The following is a 13,881-nucleotide window of genomic DNA, read 5'->3' as shown; positions in this document are numbered from 1 at the left end:
CCGGGAGCGGGCTCCTCTACGCGCCCCGGGAGGGCACGATGACGCACACCTCTTTCCGCCACCCGCTCGCCTCGCACCCGGCCGGCGCCATCCTCGGCTACCGACGCGACGGCCGCCCTATTCGTGTGATCGCGGGTGGCAACGGCGAGGGAGAAGGAGCTGGCTCCACGGCCACCGGTGACAGCGGCACCGTTCAGCAGGCCGACAGCGGCCAGCCGTCGGCCGCACCCGAGACACCGAAGCCCGGCCCTTCGGCCAAGGCTGATGACGACAGCGCGGCCACCATCGCCCGGTTGGAGCGCGACCTCGCCGCCGTCCGCAACGAGGCCGCGAAGGCGCGGGTCGCCAAGCAGACGGCGGCTGAGCAGGCCACCACCGACCTCACCCAGAAGCTCGCACGCGCGCTCGGCCTCGTCCAGGACGACACCCCGCCGGATCCTGCCGAGCTCACCAAGAAGATCGAGACGCAGACCGGCCGCATCGGCCAGCTGGAACAGGAGCTCCGCACCCGCCAGGTCGAGCTCGCCGTTCACGCCGCGGCCGTCAGGCAGCAGGCCAAGCCCGAGCTACTGCTCGACTCCCGCAGCTTCGCGAAGACGCTGACCGCCCTGGACCCGGCGGCCGCCGACTTCACCACCCAGCTCGACGCCGCCATCAAGGCCGCCGTCGACGCGAACCAGAACCTCCGCTCCGTGCCCCAGGCGGGCCGCAGCGGCGCCGACCTCACCGGCGGGACCGGCGAGGCCACCAAGACCCGCCCCACCACTCTCGGCGCCGCGATCCGCGGCCACTACGACACCTGACAAGGAGGCACCTCGTGCCCGTCACTCTCGCCCAGGCACAGCTCAACACGCTGCCGGACATCGACTGGACCGTCATCGACACCCTGCGCCGCAACTCGTGGGTGCTCGACAACATGGTGTGGGACGACACCGTTACGCCCGGTACCGGCGGCGGCTCCCTCACCTACGGCTACACCCGGCTCCTCGCCGCCGCCACGGCCAGCTTCCGCAACTTCAACGAGGAGTACCCCGCTAGCCAGGCAGCGAGGCAGCAGTTCCAGGTCCAGCTGCACCCCCTCGGCGGCTCGTTCACCGTGGACCGAACCCTCGCCACCCTCGGCAACGCGGCCACCAACGAGATCATGTTCCAGATGAGCCAGAAGCTCACCTCGGTCAAGACGCTGTTCCACCAGCAGCTCGTCCTCGGCGACACCGCCGTGGACGCCGCCGGATTCGACGGCCTCGACAAGTCCCTGACCGGCACGAACACCGAGTATCTGCCGATCAACGAGGGCAACACGACTGGCTACACCGACTGGTCCGCCGCCGCGATCACCACCGAGGACAAGGCCATGGCGGCCTTCGATTCGCTGGACGACTGGCTCTCGCGGATCCTCGCCTCCCAGGTCGGCTCCGGCGACGGCGGCTCCAGCGCCACCGGCTCCCTGCCGCCCGGCACCAAGGCCATCCTCGGCAACACCAAGTCCATCGCGCGCCTGCGCTCCCTCGCCCGCCGCGCCAGCCAGTTCACGTCCGTCAAGGACGACCTGGGCCGGCAGATCGACATGTACGGGCAGTGGGTCCTCGTCGACATGGGCGACCGGGTCGACGGCTCCGCGCCGATCATCCCGGTCCAGCCGCGCGACCCCGACGGTGGCGGCCCGGGCGGCAACATCACTGGCCTCACCGACCTCTACGCCGTGTCGTTCGGCCTGGACGCGATGCACGGCGCCAGCGTCACCGGCAAGCCCCTCATCCAGACCTGGCTCCCGGACTACTCCATCCCGGGCGCCGTCAAGAGCGGCGAGGTCGAGATGGGCCCGCTCGCCATGGTCCTGCGCAACACCCGCACCTGCGGCGTGTTCCGGAACGTGAAGGTGAGCTGATGAAGTACCTCGTGTCCGCGCCGCGGCCGGACTTCCAAGGAGCCATCGTCGGCGTCCACTTCCGCGACGGCGCCGCAACCGTAGACCCGACAGCTGACAACATCCAGCGGGCCGCGCTGCAGTACTTCCAGCGCGCCAACTACAGCATGGTCGCCGTCGAGGAGACGCCCGCCGAGCCGGAGCCCGGGTCTTCGCCCGAAAGCACCGAGGACCTCTTCGACCCCAACACGCGATCCGTCGAAGAGGTGCTCGCTCACCTTGCCGACGCCGACGCCGACGAGCAGGCCCGCGTCCTCGCCGCCGAGGCCGCGGGCAAGGCCCGGACGACCATCACCAGTAAGGGAGACCAGTCGTGACCGTTCAGGGCCGATTCCTCGGCGTCGTCCGGGATGAGCTGGCGCTCGCCTCCGACCAGGCGCGCCAGTCGCTGGCGGGCGCCGGGGAAGGCGGAGCGTTCTACCGCTCGAACATGCCCCGGCTGCTGGCCGGTGCGGACACCGGCGCGCTGACCACGCAGGTCATGACCAGCGTGCCGATCTACCTGCGCAAGGGCGACGTCGTGTCGGCGCTGACCTTCCGCTCCGGCGCGACGGCAGCGGCGACCCCGACGAACCAGTGGGCCGCCCTGTACAGCTCGGCCGCGACCCCCGTCCTGCTCGCGCAGAGCCCGGACGCCGGGGCAGCAGCGTGGGCCGCCACCACCAACAAGACCTTCACTCTCGCTGCTCCGGTGGCCATCACGGCGGACGGCTGGTACTGGGCCGCACTCATGGTCAAGGCCGCCACCGCTCCGACCCTGATCGGCATCTCCACCACCGCCTCGGCTGGCATTGCCGCGGGAGAGCGCAACCTCGCCCAGACCAGCGGCAGCGCGCTCGTCGCGACCGCGCCGGCCACGATCACCTCGCCGACCGCGGCGGCCACCGTGCCGCTCGTCATCGTCACCTGAGAGGAGCGGGACCGTGCCCCGTCTCGACATCACCGCCGTCCAGGCCGTCACCACCGCCGGCCTGAACCCGACCTTTGACAATGCCAACGCCTCCGGCGGCCAGCAGTTCGCGAACAACGGCCGCCGGATCCTGCGCGTGACGAACACCAGCGCTTCGGCGGTCACCGTCACGGTGAACATCCCGGCGACCCTGGACGGCGTTGCGCCCGCCAACGGCGGCAAGCAGATCACGATCCCGGCGACCACCGGCGACACCCTGATCGGACCGTTCCCGGCGACCACGTACAACCAGGCCGACGGCAAGGTCTACGTGGACTTCTCCGCGGCCGCGAGCGTGAAGTTGGCGGTGCTGGAGGTCCAGCCAGCATGAGCCGGGTGTACGCCACCACGGCGGACTACCAGGCCTACACCGGGCAGGCGCCGGACACGGACACCGCGAGGCTGATCGTCCGGGCCTCGCAGATGCTCGATGCCCAGCTGTTCCGCCTGTGCTGGTACGTCGCCGATCCAGCCACCGGCCTGCCGACCGACGCCCTGGTGGCCGCTGCCTTCCGCGACGCCGTCTGTGCTCAGGTGCAGTGGTGGACCGAACTCGGGGATCCGCTCGGCGTCGTGGGAGTCGGCTGGGGCACCGCACACATCGGGACCGTGCACCTGCAACGGTCGGTGACAGCCGTCTCCGGCGCGGACTCGCCATCACGGCAACTCGCCCCGCAGGTCTGGGACGTACTCACCGCGCCCGACCTGACTCCCGAGCGGTTCCGGATCGGATCGGTGACGCTCCAGTGAGCCGTATCCCCGGTTGGCTGCTGCGGCACCGCATCACGATCTTGCCCTACCTCGGCGACTCCGCCTACGGACCCAAGTACGGACCGCCGCAGCCCGGCGTCCGCTGCCTGCTCGACGACCAGACCCGGCTCGTACGGGCCGCCGACGGCCGCGAGGTCACGTCCACCAGCACCGCGTACTGCCTGCCCGGCACCACGTGCCCGGCAGGCAGCCGGGTCACGCTGCCATCCGGCCGACAGACCACCGTCATCGCGGCCCTCGCGCGGGACGGCGGCGGCCTTCCGACCCCCGACCATGTCGAGGTCCAACTCACCTAGGAGGCAGCGATGGCGGTCAACGCCGGCCGGTTCGAGTGGCGGGGCAGCGAGTATCTGAGGCGGGCCCGGGCCGAGGCCGCCGACGGGCTGGAGGCCGGCATGGAGCTCGTGCTGGCCGAGTCCCGCCAGGTAGTGCCGCTGGAGGAGGGCACCCTGGAACGCTCCGGCGCGGCCCACGTCGACCGGGCCGCGCTGCGGGGTGCCGTCTCCTACGACACCCCGTACGCGGTCCGCCAGCACGAGGAACTCGACTACAAGCACGCCCCGGGCCGCACCGCCAAGTACCTGGAGACGCCGTTCCACGCGTCGAAGCTGACGGTGTTGGCGCTGATCGCCGCCGCGATCCGCAGGGCCGACCACCGTGCCTGACCTCCTCGACGGCATCGCCCGCTATCTCCAGGCTCAGGGCCTGGTCACGTACGACCCGGACGGCACCGGCGGCGACTGCTTCATCGACACGCTGGCGCCCGTTCCGGACGGCGCCGTGGCGCTCGGCGCGTACGGCCTCGGCGAGCCGGACCCGCTGAGCGGCGACGACGAGGTCGGCCTCCAGGTGCGGGTACGCGGCGGTCCGGACCCCCGGCTGTCCCGCCGGCGGGCACTGGCCATCTACAGCGCCCTCCACGGCCTCGCCGGTATCGCCCTGCCAGACGGCACCTGGCTGATCCTCGCCGTGGCTCTCCAGACGCCCACCCCGCTCGGCACCGACGGCAACGGCCGCCACGAGCACGTCGTGAACTTCCGCTTGAACATCGTCAACCCGACCGCAAACCGCGGGTAAGGAGGTGGCCGAATGGCCACAAGCAAGATCGCCGCGAGGAACTACCTGTTCCAGGTCGCGGTCGGCGCCACCCCGACCTGGAACAGCATCGCCGGCCTCAAGTCGTTCAGCCACAACCCGGGCGACCACGACAGCCACACCGAGTCGACCGATTTCGACAGCCAGGGCCAGTACGAGGAGATCGTGCTGCAGCGCGGCGGCAGCCTCAAGTTGGAGGGCTTGCGCCGAATCGACAAGGTCACCGGCCTCGCCGATCCCGGGCAGGCCGCCCTCGACGCCCTCGCCCAGGGTCTCGTCGATGCCTCGATCGGGCAGATCCGGTTCAGGCACCAGAGCGAGACCCAGTGGCGGGTGTGGAACTGCACCGCCAAGTCGGCCGAGCTCGGTGGCGACACCAACGCCCTGGGCAAATGGGGCATGGAGCTGACCCGCACCGGTGCCGAGACCTACATGGCGGCGCCGTGACCGAGCACACCACCGACTCGGACGACCTGCACGACCTGCTCAACGACGCACGCGAGTCTCTGGACGAGGTGTTCGCGGACGCGGACGCGTTCTTCGCGGCCGAGGTCGAACAGGTCCGCTCCGCGACGATCCGCCTGTACGGCGTCGACTACGAGCTGCCCGCCCGAGTCCCGCTGACGTTCAACATGCTGCTTGCCCGACACGCCGAGGACGAGTCGATGGACGCGTTCGCCCGTGTCCTGGCGCCGCTGTTCGGGGCCAGCGCCCTGCAGCACTGGCTCGACTCAGGCATCGACGACCGGCAGCTCGGCATCGTCCTGGCCTGGTCGATCGCCAACATCAAGGCCCCCGGCGTCATCAGCCTGCGGCAGGCCGCCGAGGCCTATGACAAGCAGCAGACCGAGCGGGCCGAGGGAAAAGCGCCGACCGCGTCGGCGACCTCTGGCGCGGCGTCCTCCAAAACTGGGCCCTCCTCGAAGCGGACTTCCGGCGGGAGTACGGGCTCACGCCGCAAGCGCTCGCGGCGCTGAGCGACCGCGAGTTCCTCGTCTACCTCTCCGGGCTTAGCCCGGAGTCCCGTTGGCGTGAGGCGTACGCACAGATGCCCCGCCGCGCCGACACCCCTGCCGACATTGCCAGCGTGTTCGGTACTTACCTCGGCCCCGAGGCAGACAGCACCACCACCGGCGGTGACCCCGCCTCATAACTGAATAGCGGTCGGGGGTGGCGCCATGCAGGTTGGCGAACTCGTCGCCACCTTCGACATCGACGCCTCCGGCGGCGAGCGGGGCCTCGCTCGGGCAGAGCTGGCGATGGCCGGCCTTCAGCGCTCCAGCGACGGCAGATTGCGCGACCTGCGCGGGCGGTTCGCCTCCGAGTCACTGCTGCTCGGCCAGTCCATCGCCGACGGCGTCGAGGCCGGCACCCGGGCCGTGGCCGAGCACGCCGAGGAAGCCGGGCAGGCTGTCGCGACCAGCCTTGGCGAGGGTGCCCAGGAAGGCGCCCAGCGTCTCGTCGGCTCGCTCAGCGACGCCGAGTTGGCCGTGCACGGGTTCACCCGATCCGCCGACGGCCGCATCCGTGACCTCCGCGGCCGGTTCGTTAGCGAGTCGCAGACCATCGGCGAGGCCCTCGCCGAGCACGTCGGCGGCGGCGCCGAACACGCCGCCGAGCGGGTCGAGGAGTCCGGACGCCGGGTCTCCCACGAACTCGGCCGCGGCGGCGACGACGGCAACCGGCTCGGCCGGATCCTGTCCGGCATCGGCGACGCCGCCGGCCCGATCGGCGCGGTCGCCGGCCGGATCGGCATGGTCGCCGGTGCCGTGGGCTCCGCAATCCCACTGGTGGCGGGCCTGTCTGCCGCACTCGCGGCGATGGCCCCGGCCGCTGGAGTCGCGGCGACCGGCCTGCTGATGGTGGCCTCGGCGGGTGCCGCCATCAAGATCGGCTCGTCGGGGGTCGGGTCCGCGATCAAGGCCGCGTTCGCCGACGCCCCTGCCGCTGCCGGCGCGGCCAGCAACTCCGCCCGCCAGGTCGCCTCCGCCCAGCGCGCGGTTCAGGACGCCAGCGAGAACGCGGCCTACGCCAACAAGCAGTCCGCCCAGCGGGTGGTTGACGCCCAACGCTCGGTCGGCGATGCCGTCCAGGCCGCGGCTGATGCGCAGGAGCAGGCCGCCCGCCAGGTACAGTCCGCTCAGCGTTCCGTACAGGACGCGGTCCAGGCCGCATCGGACGCCCAGGTGCAGGGCGCCCGGCAGGTCGCGGGCGCCGAGCGGTCGCTCGCCGACGTCCAGAAGGTCAGCCTCCAGGCCCAGCAGGACCTGAACGACGCGCGCGCCGAGGCCGCCCGCGACCTGCAAGACCTGTCCAACCAGGTCGAGGACGCATCGCTCGGCCAGAGGTCGGCGATCCTGCGGCTGCAGCAGGCCAAGAGTGACCTCGACCGGGTCATGGCGAACCCGATCGCCGACGCCTACAGTCGGGCTCAGGCCCAGCTGGCATTCGACGAGGCCCAGCAGCACCTCAAGGAGCAGGAGCTTTCCTACCAGCGGCTGCAGGCCAAGGCCGCCGAGGCGAACCGCGACGGGGTCGACGGGTCCGCCAAGGTCGGCGCCGCGCAGGACCGTCTCACTGCCGCTCAACGTACGGCCGCCGACCAGGCCCAGGCCCTCGCCGACGTCCAGGTCAACGCACAGAAGCGCGTCGAGGCCGCCGAGCGGGATCTGGGCGACCGCCGTCAGGCACTGGCCGACGCGCAGATCGCCGCACAGAAGCGCGTCGGCCAGGCCGATCGGGAGATTGAGGACCGCACCCGGTCCCTCGCCGACGCACAGGAACAGCAGGCGCGTACGGCCAAGCAGGGCGCCGAATCCGTCGAGAAGGCCTTGGAGGCCCTGCAGCAGGCAGGCCAGTCAGCCGGTGGCGGTGGTGTCGATCCGCTGGCCCAGGCGCTGGCCAAACTCTCGCCGAACGCTCGCGCGTTCGTTGAGGAGATCATTCGGCTCCGGCCCGCATTGGAGAGCCTCAAGTTCGATGTTCAGCAGGCTCTTTTTGAGGGTCTTGCAGAAACGTTTCGCCTTACTGCTGTAACGACCCTTCCGGTACTACATACCGCGCTGACGGCCAGCGCGGGCCATCTGAGCACGATGGCCAAGGAAACCCTGGCCACCGCCGGGCACCTGTCCGAGAACGGCACGCTCGGCCAGGCATTGGCCTCGGCAAACGCCGGCCTCGGCTCCATGTCGCGCCTGCCGGCCACGATCGTACAGGGACTGATCCAGGTCGGCGCCGCCGCGGGCCCCGCGTTCGAGCGGATCAACGCTGCGGCTGGCGGCGGGATTGCCCGACTGTCCGAGCGCATGAATGCCGCGTTCTCCGACGGCACCATGCGGGCGGCGATCGAACAGGCCGTCGACCTGGTCGGCCAGTTCGGCCGGATACTCGGCAACGTCGGCAAAATCGTCGGCGAGGTGTTCGGCGCCGCCCAGCAGACCGGCGCAGGCTTCCTCGGCACGCTGGAGAAGTTGACCTCCGCCATCGCGGCGGCGTTCGCAACGCCTGCCGTACAGCAGGGCCTCACGGCCCTGTTCCGGACGATGAGCCTGCTCGCCTCCACGGTGGCGCCGCTACTGGGGCAGGCTCTCCAGGCTCTCGGCCCGGTCTTGAGTGCGCTCGCTCCGGGTGTACAGGCGCTGATCACCGCGTTCGGCCCCGCGCTGTCGCAGGTCATCGGTGCGCTGGGCCCGGTACTGCAGTCCGCGGCACAGGCGGTGTCGGCGCTCGCGGTCGCGTTGGCGCCGGTGCTCGGGCTGATCGGCACGCTGGTGGCCGCTCTGCTGCCGGTACTGACGCCACTGCTGGACGGCATCACCACGATCGCCCAGCAGTTGGCTCCGGTCATCGGGGCTCTGGCCACAGTGATCGGCGCCGTCCTGTCGCCAGTGCTCGCCGCGTTGCCACTCCTGATCACCCCGTTCGTGGCGTTGCTGACGACGTTGACAGGCGCTCTGCTGCCGCCGCTGACCCAGCTGCTGCAGGGCCTGCCCCTTGGGCAGTTGGCCCAGTCGTTCCTCCAGATCGCAACGGCCCTGGCACCGGTGCTCACTCAACTCGCCCAGCTGGTGGGGCAGCTGCTGACAGCGTTGATGCCGGTTCTCACCCCGGTCATCAATTTGGCGGTGAGGCTCGCGGGGGTGTTCGCTGGCGAGCTCGGCCAGGCCATCACGTCCGTGCTCGTGCCGGCTCTGCGGATGATCGGCCAACTCCTCTCCGGCGACTTCTCCGGGGCGATCGGCTCGGCGAAGCAGTTGCTCAGCGGCCTGGTGTCCACCGTGGTCGGGCTGTTCACGTCGTTGCCAGGTCAGGTCATGAGCGCCCTGGGAGACTTCGGTTCCCAGCTCTGGACCGCCGGATCCAAGATCATCTCCAGCCTGGTCGACGGCATCAAGTCGAAGGCCAGCGCGGTCAAGGACGGCATCAAGGACATCCTGAGCTCGGCCCGAAACCTGCTGCCGTTCAGCCCCGCCAAGGAGGGCCCGTTCTCCGGCAGCGGCTGGACGCTCTACTCCGGCCAGTCCATCAGCCAGGCTCTCGCCCAGGGCATCCTCGGCGGCCAGGGTCAGGTTCGCGCGGCTGCGGCAAGCCTCATGTCCGCCGCGCACGGCCCGCTCAGCGGCGGCCTCGGTGGCGGCTTCGGCAGCCCGCAACTGGCCATGGCCGGTGGCGGGTTCGCGGGAGGCGGCGGCAGCGGCTTCGGCGGCGGACTCCAGATCCAGAACTACTACGAGTCCGAGACCGGTTCCGCGCGGGCGACCGCCGAGGAGCTGGCGTGGATGGCCAAGGGCAGGGGGTGATCCAGTGGCTGGTGAGCTGGTTACCGGGCCCGGCCTCATCCAGTGGGGCGGTCTCCTCCTCGGCCGCCGCCAGGCCACCGGCACGATCACCCCGTACCGGTGGCGCACAATCAGTGGCTGGGAGGAAACCCCGGGCCTGGACTCCGGCACGGTCACCCGCTCGCAGCAGGACGGCGCGTGGCCTGGGCGCCTGCTGGCCCAGCCCCGCACCGTCACCGTCGACGGGGTGATGGTGCGGGCGCCGGCCGGGCAGATCGGCGCCGCCGTCCGCACCCTCAACTCGGCCTGCACGATCGGGCAGGACGAGCAGCCCCTGGTCATCCAGACCGACGACCGCGGGCCCATGCTCCTCAACGCCCGGCTCCTGCGCCGGAGCCTGCCGGTCGACCCCGCCTGGCAGCTGGGGTGGGCGGCCGGCGGTGCACTGCAGTGGCAGGCGACCGACCCGCGCCGCTACCAGCTCACCCAGCAGTCGGCCAGCACCGCCCTGCCCGCGCCCGAGTCCGGGCTGTCCTGGGGCAGCCCGACGGAGACCGGCCTGTCCTGGGGCAGCCCCTTGGAGACGGGCCTCAACTGGGGCTCGCCCGGCTCGACGGGCGACATCCTCGCCGTCAACGCGGGCGACGCCCCCGTGCACCCGGTGATCGAGATCCGGGGCCCGATCGACTCCCCGGCGATCACCATGCCGTCCACGGGCTTGGTGCTTGAGTACCAGATCAGCCTCGCTGCCAGCGACGTCCTGACGATCGACACCTGGGCCGGCACGGTCCTGCTGGCCGGCCAGTCCCGCATCGGCACCGCGTCACTCAGGGCCGCACCCGAGGGCTCGTTCACCCTGCCGCCCGGGTCGACCACGCTCTCGTTCCGGGCCGCCCCCGGATTCGTCAACCCGGCCGCCAGCGCCACCGTGCGCTGGCGCTCCGCCTACTGGTGATCAGGAGGACTACCCCATGACCGTGCGCTCCGCCTGGCACCTCAACCCAGGCCAGTCCCGCCAGGACACCAGGCTCTCCCCGGTCGGCACGATGGTGCCGCTCGACGCCACCCAGACCCGCTCCGGAGTTCTGCCCGGCGGCACCCCGCTGGCGCTCACCATGTCCGCGATGACGGCCACCATCGCCACCGGACGGGCCGTCGTCCAGGGCACCGCCACCCAGGGCGCCTACCCAGTGGTCGTGTCCGCCGCCGAGACCGTCACCATCGCCCCCGGGCACGCCTCCCTGGACCGGATCGACACCCTCTGGATCGTCGCGTACGACCAGCTGTACGACACCTCCGGGCTGACCGCCGCCGCTATCGCCTACACCCAGGGCACCCCGTCCTCGACACCGACGGCTCCGACTGCACCGGCCACCGGCACCGCCTACCTCCGGCTGTGGGACGTCCGCGTCCCGGCCGGCGCCTCCGCCGGAGCCCCGCCGAACTGGGTGGGTGCCGGCCTGCTGACCGACCGCCGGGTCTACACGGCCTCGCTCGGCGGCATCACCCCCGACGGCGGCACCATGGGTGCCTACGCCGGTCAGTACCGGGACGGTGGCACAGCCACCGGCCTGGAGCGTTATACCGGTACCGCGTGGGAGAGCAGGGTCTACCTGGGCCCGGCGGGCCAGGTCGTGATCGGCACGGACGTCAACCTCTATCGCAACGCGGCGAACCAGCTGAAGACTGACGACGACCTCGCAGTCGGCGGCGCGTTCCTCGGCGCCACCAACCTCAACACCGGGGGTTGGACGTCGTTCGTTCCAACCTGGACGTGCCTGGGCGCCGGTGCCCAGCCCAGCCTCGGCAACGGCACGCTCACCTCGAAGTGGTGCCGGATCGGCCGCACCATCCACTGGGCCGGGCAGCTGCTGATCGGCTCCTCCACCGGCACCGGCAGCGGCCTGTGGTTCATGTCCCTACCGACGCCGCAGGCCAACGACTTCACCAGGGTCGGATCCATGAACCTGGTCGCCGCCGGTAACAACTACATCGGTGAGGCGAGCGCAAATCCGGCCGACACGCAGGGCTGTGCGTTCGTCGTCAAGACCCCCGCCACTTCGGCCTCTGGCGCCAACGTCGGACCAGGCGATCCGCTCACCATCGCCGCCGGTCACCGAATGCTCTGGAGCCTGACGTACGAGGCAGCCTCGTGACCTACCAACTGCTGGTGTGCGACCTGCGTTCGGACAGGCTGATGGACCGCCTCCCCATCACCGGCGTGACCTGCGACGACTACATCGGCAAAACCGGCACTCTCTCCGGCACCATCCCGGTGCCGGACCAGTACATGGCCCGACGCGTACAGGACGCACTGATCTCGGGCCGCACCGCGTTGTGGCTGGTCCGCGACCAGACGGTCGTGTGGTCCGGAATCCAGTGGACAGACGTACAGATCAGCGTCGACCGCGGGTCCGCGTCCGCCCAGGTTCAGGGCGCCACTGCGGAGAGTTATTTCCGGGACCACCGAGAGATCGTTGACACCCTGATCGCCACCGGTGAGGACCAGCTCGACATCGCCCGGGATCTGATCACCTACGCGCAGGCCAAGCCGGGCGGGCACATCGGCATCGAGGTACCGCCGACTCCGCTGTCCGGGGTCCTGCGGGACCGTACGTACGTCGTGTGGGACCTTGCCAACGTCGGCAAGCGGATCGACGAGCTCGCCGCGACGGCGAACGGGTTCGAGTGGCGGATCAACTGCTACCGCGACGCAAGCGGCGCCCGGCACCGGGTCCTCCAGCTCGGCTACCCGCGGATCCTCGTGGGTAGCTCGGACACCGTGCTGAGCATGCCCGGACAGATCATCTCTTACAAGAAAAGCCGTGACGCGAGCGTGCAGGCGAACGCCTGGATCGCACGCGGCGCCACCCCGAACTCCAATCTCGCCGCGGCGAGTTACCCGCTCCTGTCCACGCCGCTCACCACCCCGGCCGACTACGCGGCCGGCTGGCCGCGCCTCGACGGCAGCTCGGACTACTCCTCCGTCACCGATCCGGCCACGCTGCAGCAGCACGCCGCTGCCGATCTGGCCCGCCAGGTGCGGCCGGTCGTGATTCCGCAGGTCACCATCCGCACCAGCGACGAGGGCCTGCCTGCGATCGGCAGCACCGTACGCCTGCGGATCGTGGACCTGTACAACCCCACCGGGATCACCTCCAGGTACAGGGTCGTCGGCTGGCGGCTCACCCCCGAGGAACGGGGCCGACCCGAGCAGGCCGACTTGTACCTGGAGGTGATCTGAATGCCGCAGGTCCCTTACGACATCCTCGACCGGATCCGCGACATGGAACAGCAAGTGCGGGACCTGTACGGACGTATTGGGCAACGCCCGGCCATGAACCAGATTCAGGCCGGCGACGTGGTCGTCGGGCAGGGAGGCACGTTCAAGGTCAACGACACCAACGGTTCGCCGCTGTTCTACGTCGGCAAGATCAGCCCAGACCAGCCCAACGGTGCCGAGCAACGCGGTGTCCAGATCACCCGGCAGGACGGCACCCAGGCGATCTACCTGGCCCGGGCCACCCTCAGCCAGTCCGACCCGCAGGCCGTCATCATCAAAGACGCCCGCGGGCAAACCATTTACGCCGAGGACGTCCGTGCCGGCGGTCTCGCCGCCCCGGTCTTTGGCGCCGACGCCTGGCTCGGCGCCACCGAGGTCCCCCAGTGGACGACTACCTCGTCGGGCTGGTCCACGTGCATGAGCCTGCCCTGGCGCAAGCAGCATCCGCAGGTACAGGCCCACTACCTGGCCCGCTGCTCCGACGGATCAACAGCCGGAGACATCCGGATCATCGACGGGGCCGGCCTTGAGGTCGCCCGTGCCAACCTCGGCGCTGGGTCGTACGTGGTCAGCTACATGACCGGACCCGTCTCGGGGGCGCATCTCGGCGTTCAGTACCTGGAGTTGCAGGCCCGGGTGACTGCCGGGTCCGGCAACGTGGGCGTCCGCGGGCTCAGCACCTTCGGGGTCGGCAGTTAGGGGTGCGCCGGGTACGGGTCGCCCGGCGTGGGCTCGTTTGAGGGCGCGATCCGGGTCGGGTACGGCCCGTTGTCGACGGTGCCGCGGCCGGGTGTGGTGCTCGGGGTCGGCTCTGTGGCCGGTGTGTTGGCAGGTGCGGGCGGCTCGGGTGCCGTGGTGGCGGCCTGCGGCGGCGGGGCGACCTGCTGATTCTGCTGCGGCTGCTGCACGGTCGAGGACTCCTTCGTCTTGCTGGGCTTCGGCGTCGGCGCCGAAGGGCTCTGCGCGGCGCGCGGGCTCTGGGTCACGGTTGATGGTGTCTGCAGGCCGGTGGGCGCCGTCGTCTCCGTGCTGGAGTCCAGTTCGGACAGCGCCAGCCCAACCGCGGCCGCGGTTGGGC

General features: G+C 70.8%; 16 protein-coding genes and 1 pseudogene. 16 read left to right on the top strand and 1 reads right to left on the bottom strand.

The annotated features are described in order from the left end of the window. Positions 1-38: 38 nt before the first annotated feature. The 16 genes from ACFVX9_RS30370 (at position 39) to ACFVX9_RS30295 (ending at position 13,502) form a co-directional block, all read left to right on the top strand. The gene (locus ACFVX9_RS30370) at positions 39-803 is read left to right on the top strand and encodes a hypothetical protein (RefSeq protein WP_387984570.1); all 765 of its coding nucleotides are present in this window, start codon (positions 39-41) and stop codon (positions 801-803) included. Between the two features lie 14 nt (positions 804-817). Further along, positions 818-1,888 carry a major capsid protein gene (locus tag ACFVX9_RS30365; RefSeq protein WP_387984568.1) on the top strand — a complete coding sequence of 357 codons (1,071 nt, stop codon included), beginning with the start codon at positions 818-820 and terminating at the stop codon, positions 1,886-1,888. Continuing rightward, on the top strand, positions 1,888-2,244 hold the full coding sequence (locus tag ACFVX9_RS30360; RefSeq protein WP_387984567.1) for a hypothetical protein: 357 nt from the start codon (positions 1,888-1,890) through the stop codon (positions 2,242-2,244). The genes ACFVX9_RS30365 and ACFVX9_RS30360 overlap by 1 nt, the downstream gene beginning before the upstream one ends. Then, complete coding sequence (locus ACFVX9_RS30355; protein ID WP_387984565.1) at positions 2,241-2,837, top strand: hypothetical protein; 597 nt, start codon at positions 2,241-2,243, stop codon at positions 2,835-2,837. Before ACFVX9_RS30360 ends, ACFVX9_RS30355 begins: the two co-directional genes overlap by 4 nt. Positions 2,838-2,850: 13 nt before the next feature. Then, a complete protein-coding gene (locus ACFVX9_RS30350; RefSeq protein WP_387984564.1) occupies positions 2,851-3,207 on the top strand; it encodes a hypothetical protein in 357 nt (118 codons plus the stop codon). Next, positions 3,204-3,626, top strand: a complete 423-nt coding sequence (locus ACFVX9_RS30345) for a hypothetical protein (RefSeq protein ID WP_387984562.1) — start codon at positions 3,204-3,206, stop codon at positions 3,624-3,626. The genes ACFVX9_RS30350 and ACFVX9_RS30345 overlap by 4 nt, the downstream gene beginning before the upstream one ends. After that, positions 3,623-3,943, top strand: coding sequence for a hypothetical protein (locus tag ACFVX9_RS30340; protein WP_387984560.1), 321 nt, complete (start codon positions 3,623-3,625; stop codon positions 3,941-3,943). Before ACFVX9_RS30345 ends, ACFVX9_RS30340 begins: the two co-directional genes overlap by 4 nt. 9 nt (positions 3,944-3,952) lie before the next feature. After that, a complete protein-coding gene (locus ACFVX9_RS30335; protein ID WP_387984559.1) occupies positions 3,953-4,312 on the top strand; it encodes a hypothetical protein in 360 nt (119 codons plus the stop codon). Beyond that, positions 4,305-4,724 (top strand): minor capsid protein, encoded by a 420-nt coding sequence (locus ACFVX9_RS30330; protein ID WP_387984558.1) that lies wholly within the window; start codon positions 4,305-4,307, stop codon positions 4,722-4,724. The genes ACFVX9_RS30335 and ACFVX9_RS30330 overlap by 8 nt, the downstream gene beginning before the upstream one ends. A 12-nt stretch (positions 4,725-4,736) precedes the next feature. Next, the gene (locus tag ACFVX9_RS30325; protein ID WP_387984556.1) at positions 4,737-5,189 is read left to right on the top strand and encodes a phage tail tube protein; all 453 of its coding nucleotides are present in this window, start codon (positions 4,737-4,739) and stop codon (positions 5,187-5,189) included. Then, a complete protein-coding gene (locus ACFVX9_RS30320) occupies positions 5,186-5,719 on the top strand; it encodes a hypothetical protein (protein ID WP_387984554.1) in 534 nt (177 codons plus the stop codon). Before ACFVX9_RS30325 ends, ACFVX9_RS30320 begins: the two co-directional genes overlap by 4 nt. A 201-nt stretch (positions 5,720-5,920) precedes the next feature. Next, complete coding sequence (locus ACFVX9_RS30315; RefSeq protein WP_387984553.1) at positions 5,921-9,541, top strand: hypothetical protein; 3,621 nt, start codon at positions 5,921-5,923, stop codon at positions 9,539-9,541. Positions 9,542-9,545: 4 nt separating this feature from the next. Then, a complete protein-coding gene (locus ACFVX9_RS30310; protein ID WP_387984552.1) occupies positions 9,546-10,475 on the top strand; it encodes a phage distal tail protein in 930 nt (309 codons plus the stop codon). Between the two features lie 16 nt (positions 10,476-10,491). Further along, complete coding sequence (locus ACFVX9_RS30305; protein ID WP_387984551.1) at positions 10,492-11,676, top strand: hypothetical protein; 1,185 nt, start codon at positions 10,492-10,494, stop codon at positions 11,674-11,676. Next, the gene (locus ACFVX9_RS30300; protein ID WP_387984549.1) at positions 11,673-12,764 is read left to right on the top strand and encodes a hypothetical protein; all 1,092 of its coding nucleotides are present in this window, start codon (positions 11,673-11,675) and stop codon (positions 12,762-12,764) included. Before ACFVX9_RS30305 ends, ACFVX9_RS30300 begins: the two co-directional genes overlap by 4 nt. Further along, positions 12,765-13,502: a hypothetical protein gene (locus ACFVX9_RS30295; RefSeq protein ID WP_387984547.1), complete on the top strand. Its 738-nt coding sequence runs from the start codon at positions 12,765-12,767 to the stop codon at positions 13,500-13,502. On the opposite strand, the pseudogene ACFVX9_RS30290 reads toward ACFVX9_RS30295, so the two are convergent. Beyond that, a pseudogene (locus ACFVX9_RS30290) lies at positions 13,499-13,881 on the bottom strand (hypothetical protein); the annotation flags it as partial. The gene ACFVX9_RS30295 and the pseudogene ACFVX9_RS30290 sit on opposite strands and share 4 nt — an antisense overlap.

It is taken from the genome of Kitasatospora sp. NPDC058243 (assembly GCF_042882025.1).
GTDB lineage: Bacteria > Actinomycetota > Actinomycetes > Streptomycetales > Streptomycetaceae > Kitasatospora.
Note: the sequence above shows the minus strand (reverse complement) of the source record. Positions and strands in the feature narration are given on the sequence as shown.

Bases quoted from the DNA above. Each gene is read 5' to 3' on its own strand.
- ACFVX9_RS30370 (WP_387984570.1), top strand. From the start codon at position 39: ATGACGCACACCTCTTTCCGCCACCCGCTCGCCTCGCACCCGGCCGGC.
- ACFVX9_RS30360 (WP_387984567.1), top strand. From the start codon at position 1,888: ATGAAGTACCTCGTGTCCGCGCCGCGGCCGGACTTCCAAGGAGCCATC.
- ACFVX9_RS30345 (WP_387984562.1), top strand. From the start codon at position 3,204: ATGAGCCGGGTGTACGCCACCACGGCGGACTACCAGGCCTACACCGGG.
- ACFVX9_RS30335 (WP_387984559.1), top strand. From the start codon at position 3,953: ATGGCGGTCAACGCCGGCCGGTTCGAGTGGCGGGGCAGCGAGTATCTG.
- ACFVX9_RS30325 (WP_387984556.1), top strand. From the start codon at position 4,737: ATGGCCACAAGCAAGATCGCCGCGAGGAACTACCTGTTCCAGGTCGCG.
- ACFVX9_RS30315 (WP_387984553.1), top strand. From the start codon at position 5,921: ATGCAGGTTGGCGAACTCGTCGCCACCTTCGACATCGACGCCTCCGGC.
- ACFVX9_RS30305 (WP_387984551.1), top strand. From the start codon at position 10,492: ATGACCGTGCGCTCCGCCTGGCACCTCAACCCAGGCCAGTCCCGCCAG.
- ACFVX9_RS30295 (WP_387984547.1), top strand. From the start codon at position 12,765: ATGCCGCAGGTCCCTTACGACATCCTCGACCGGATCCGCGACATGGAA.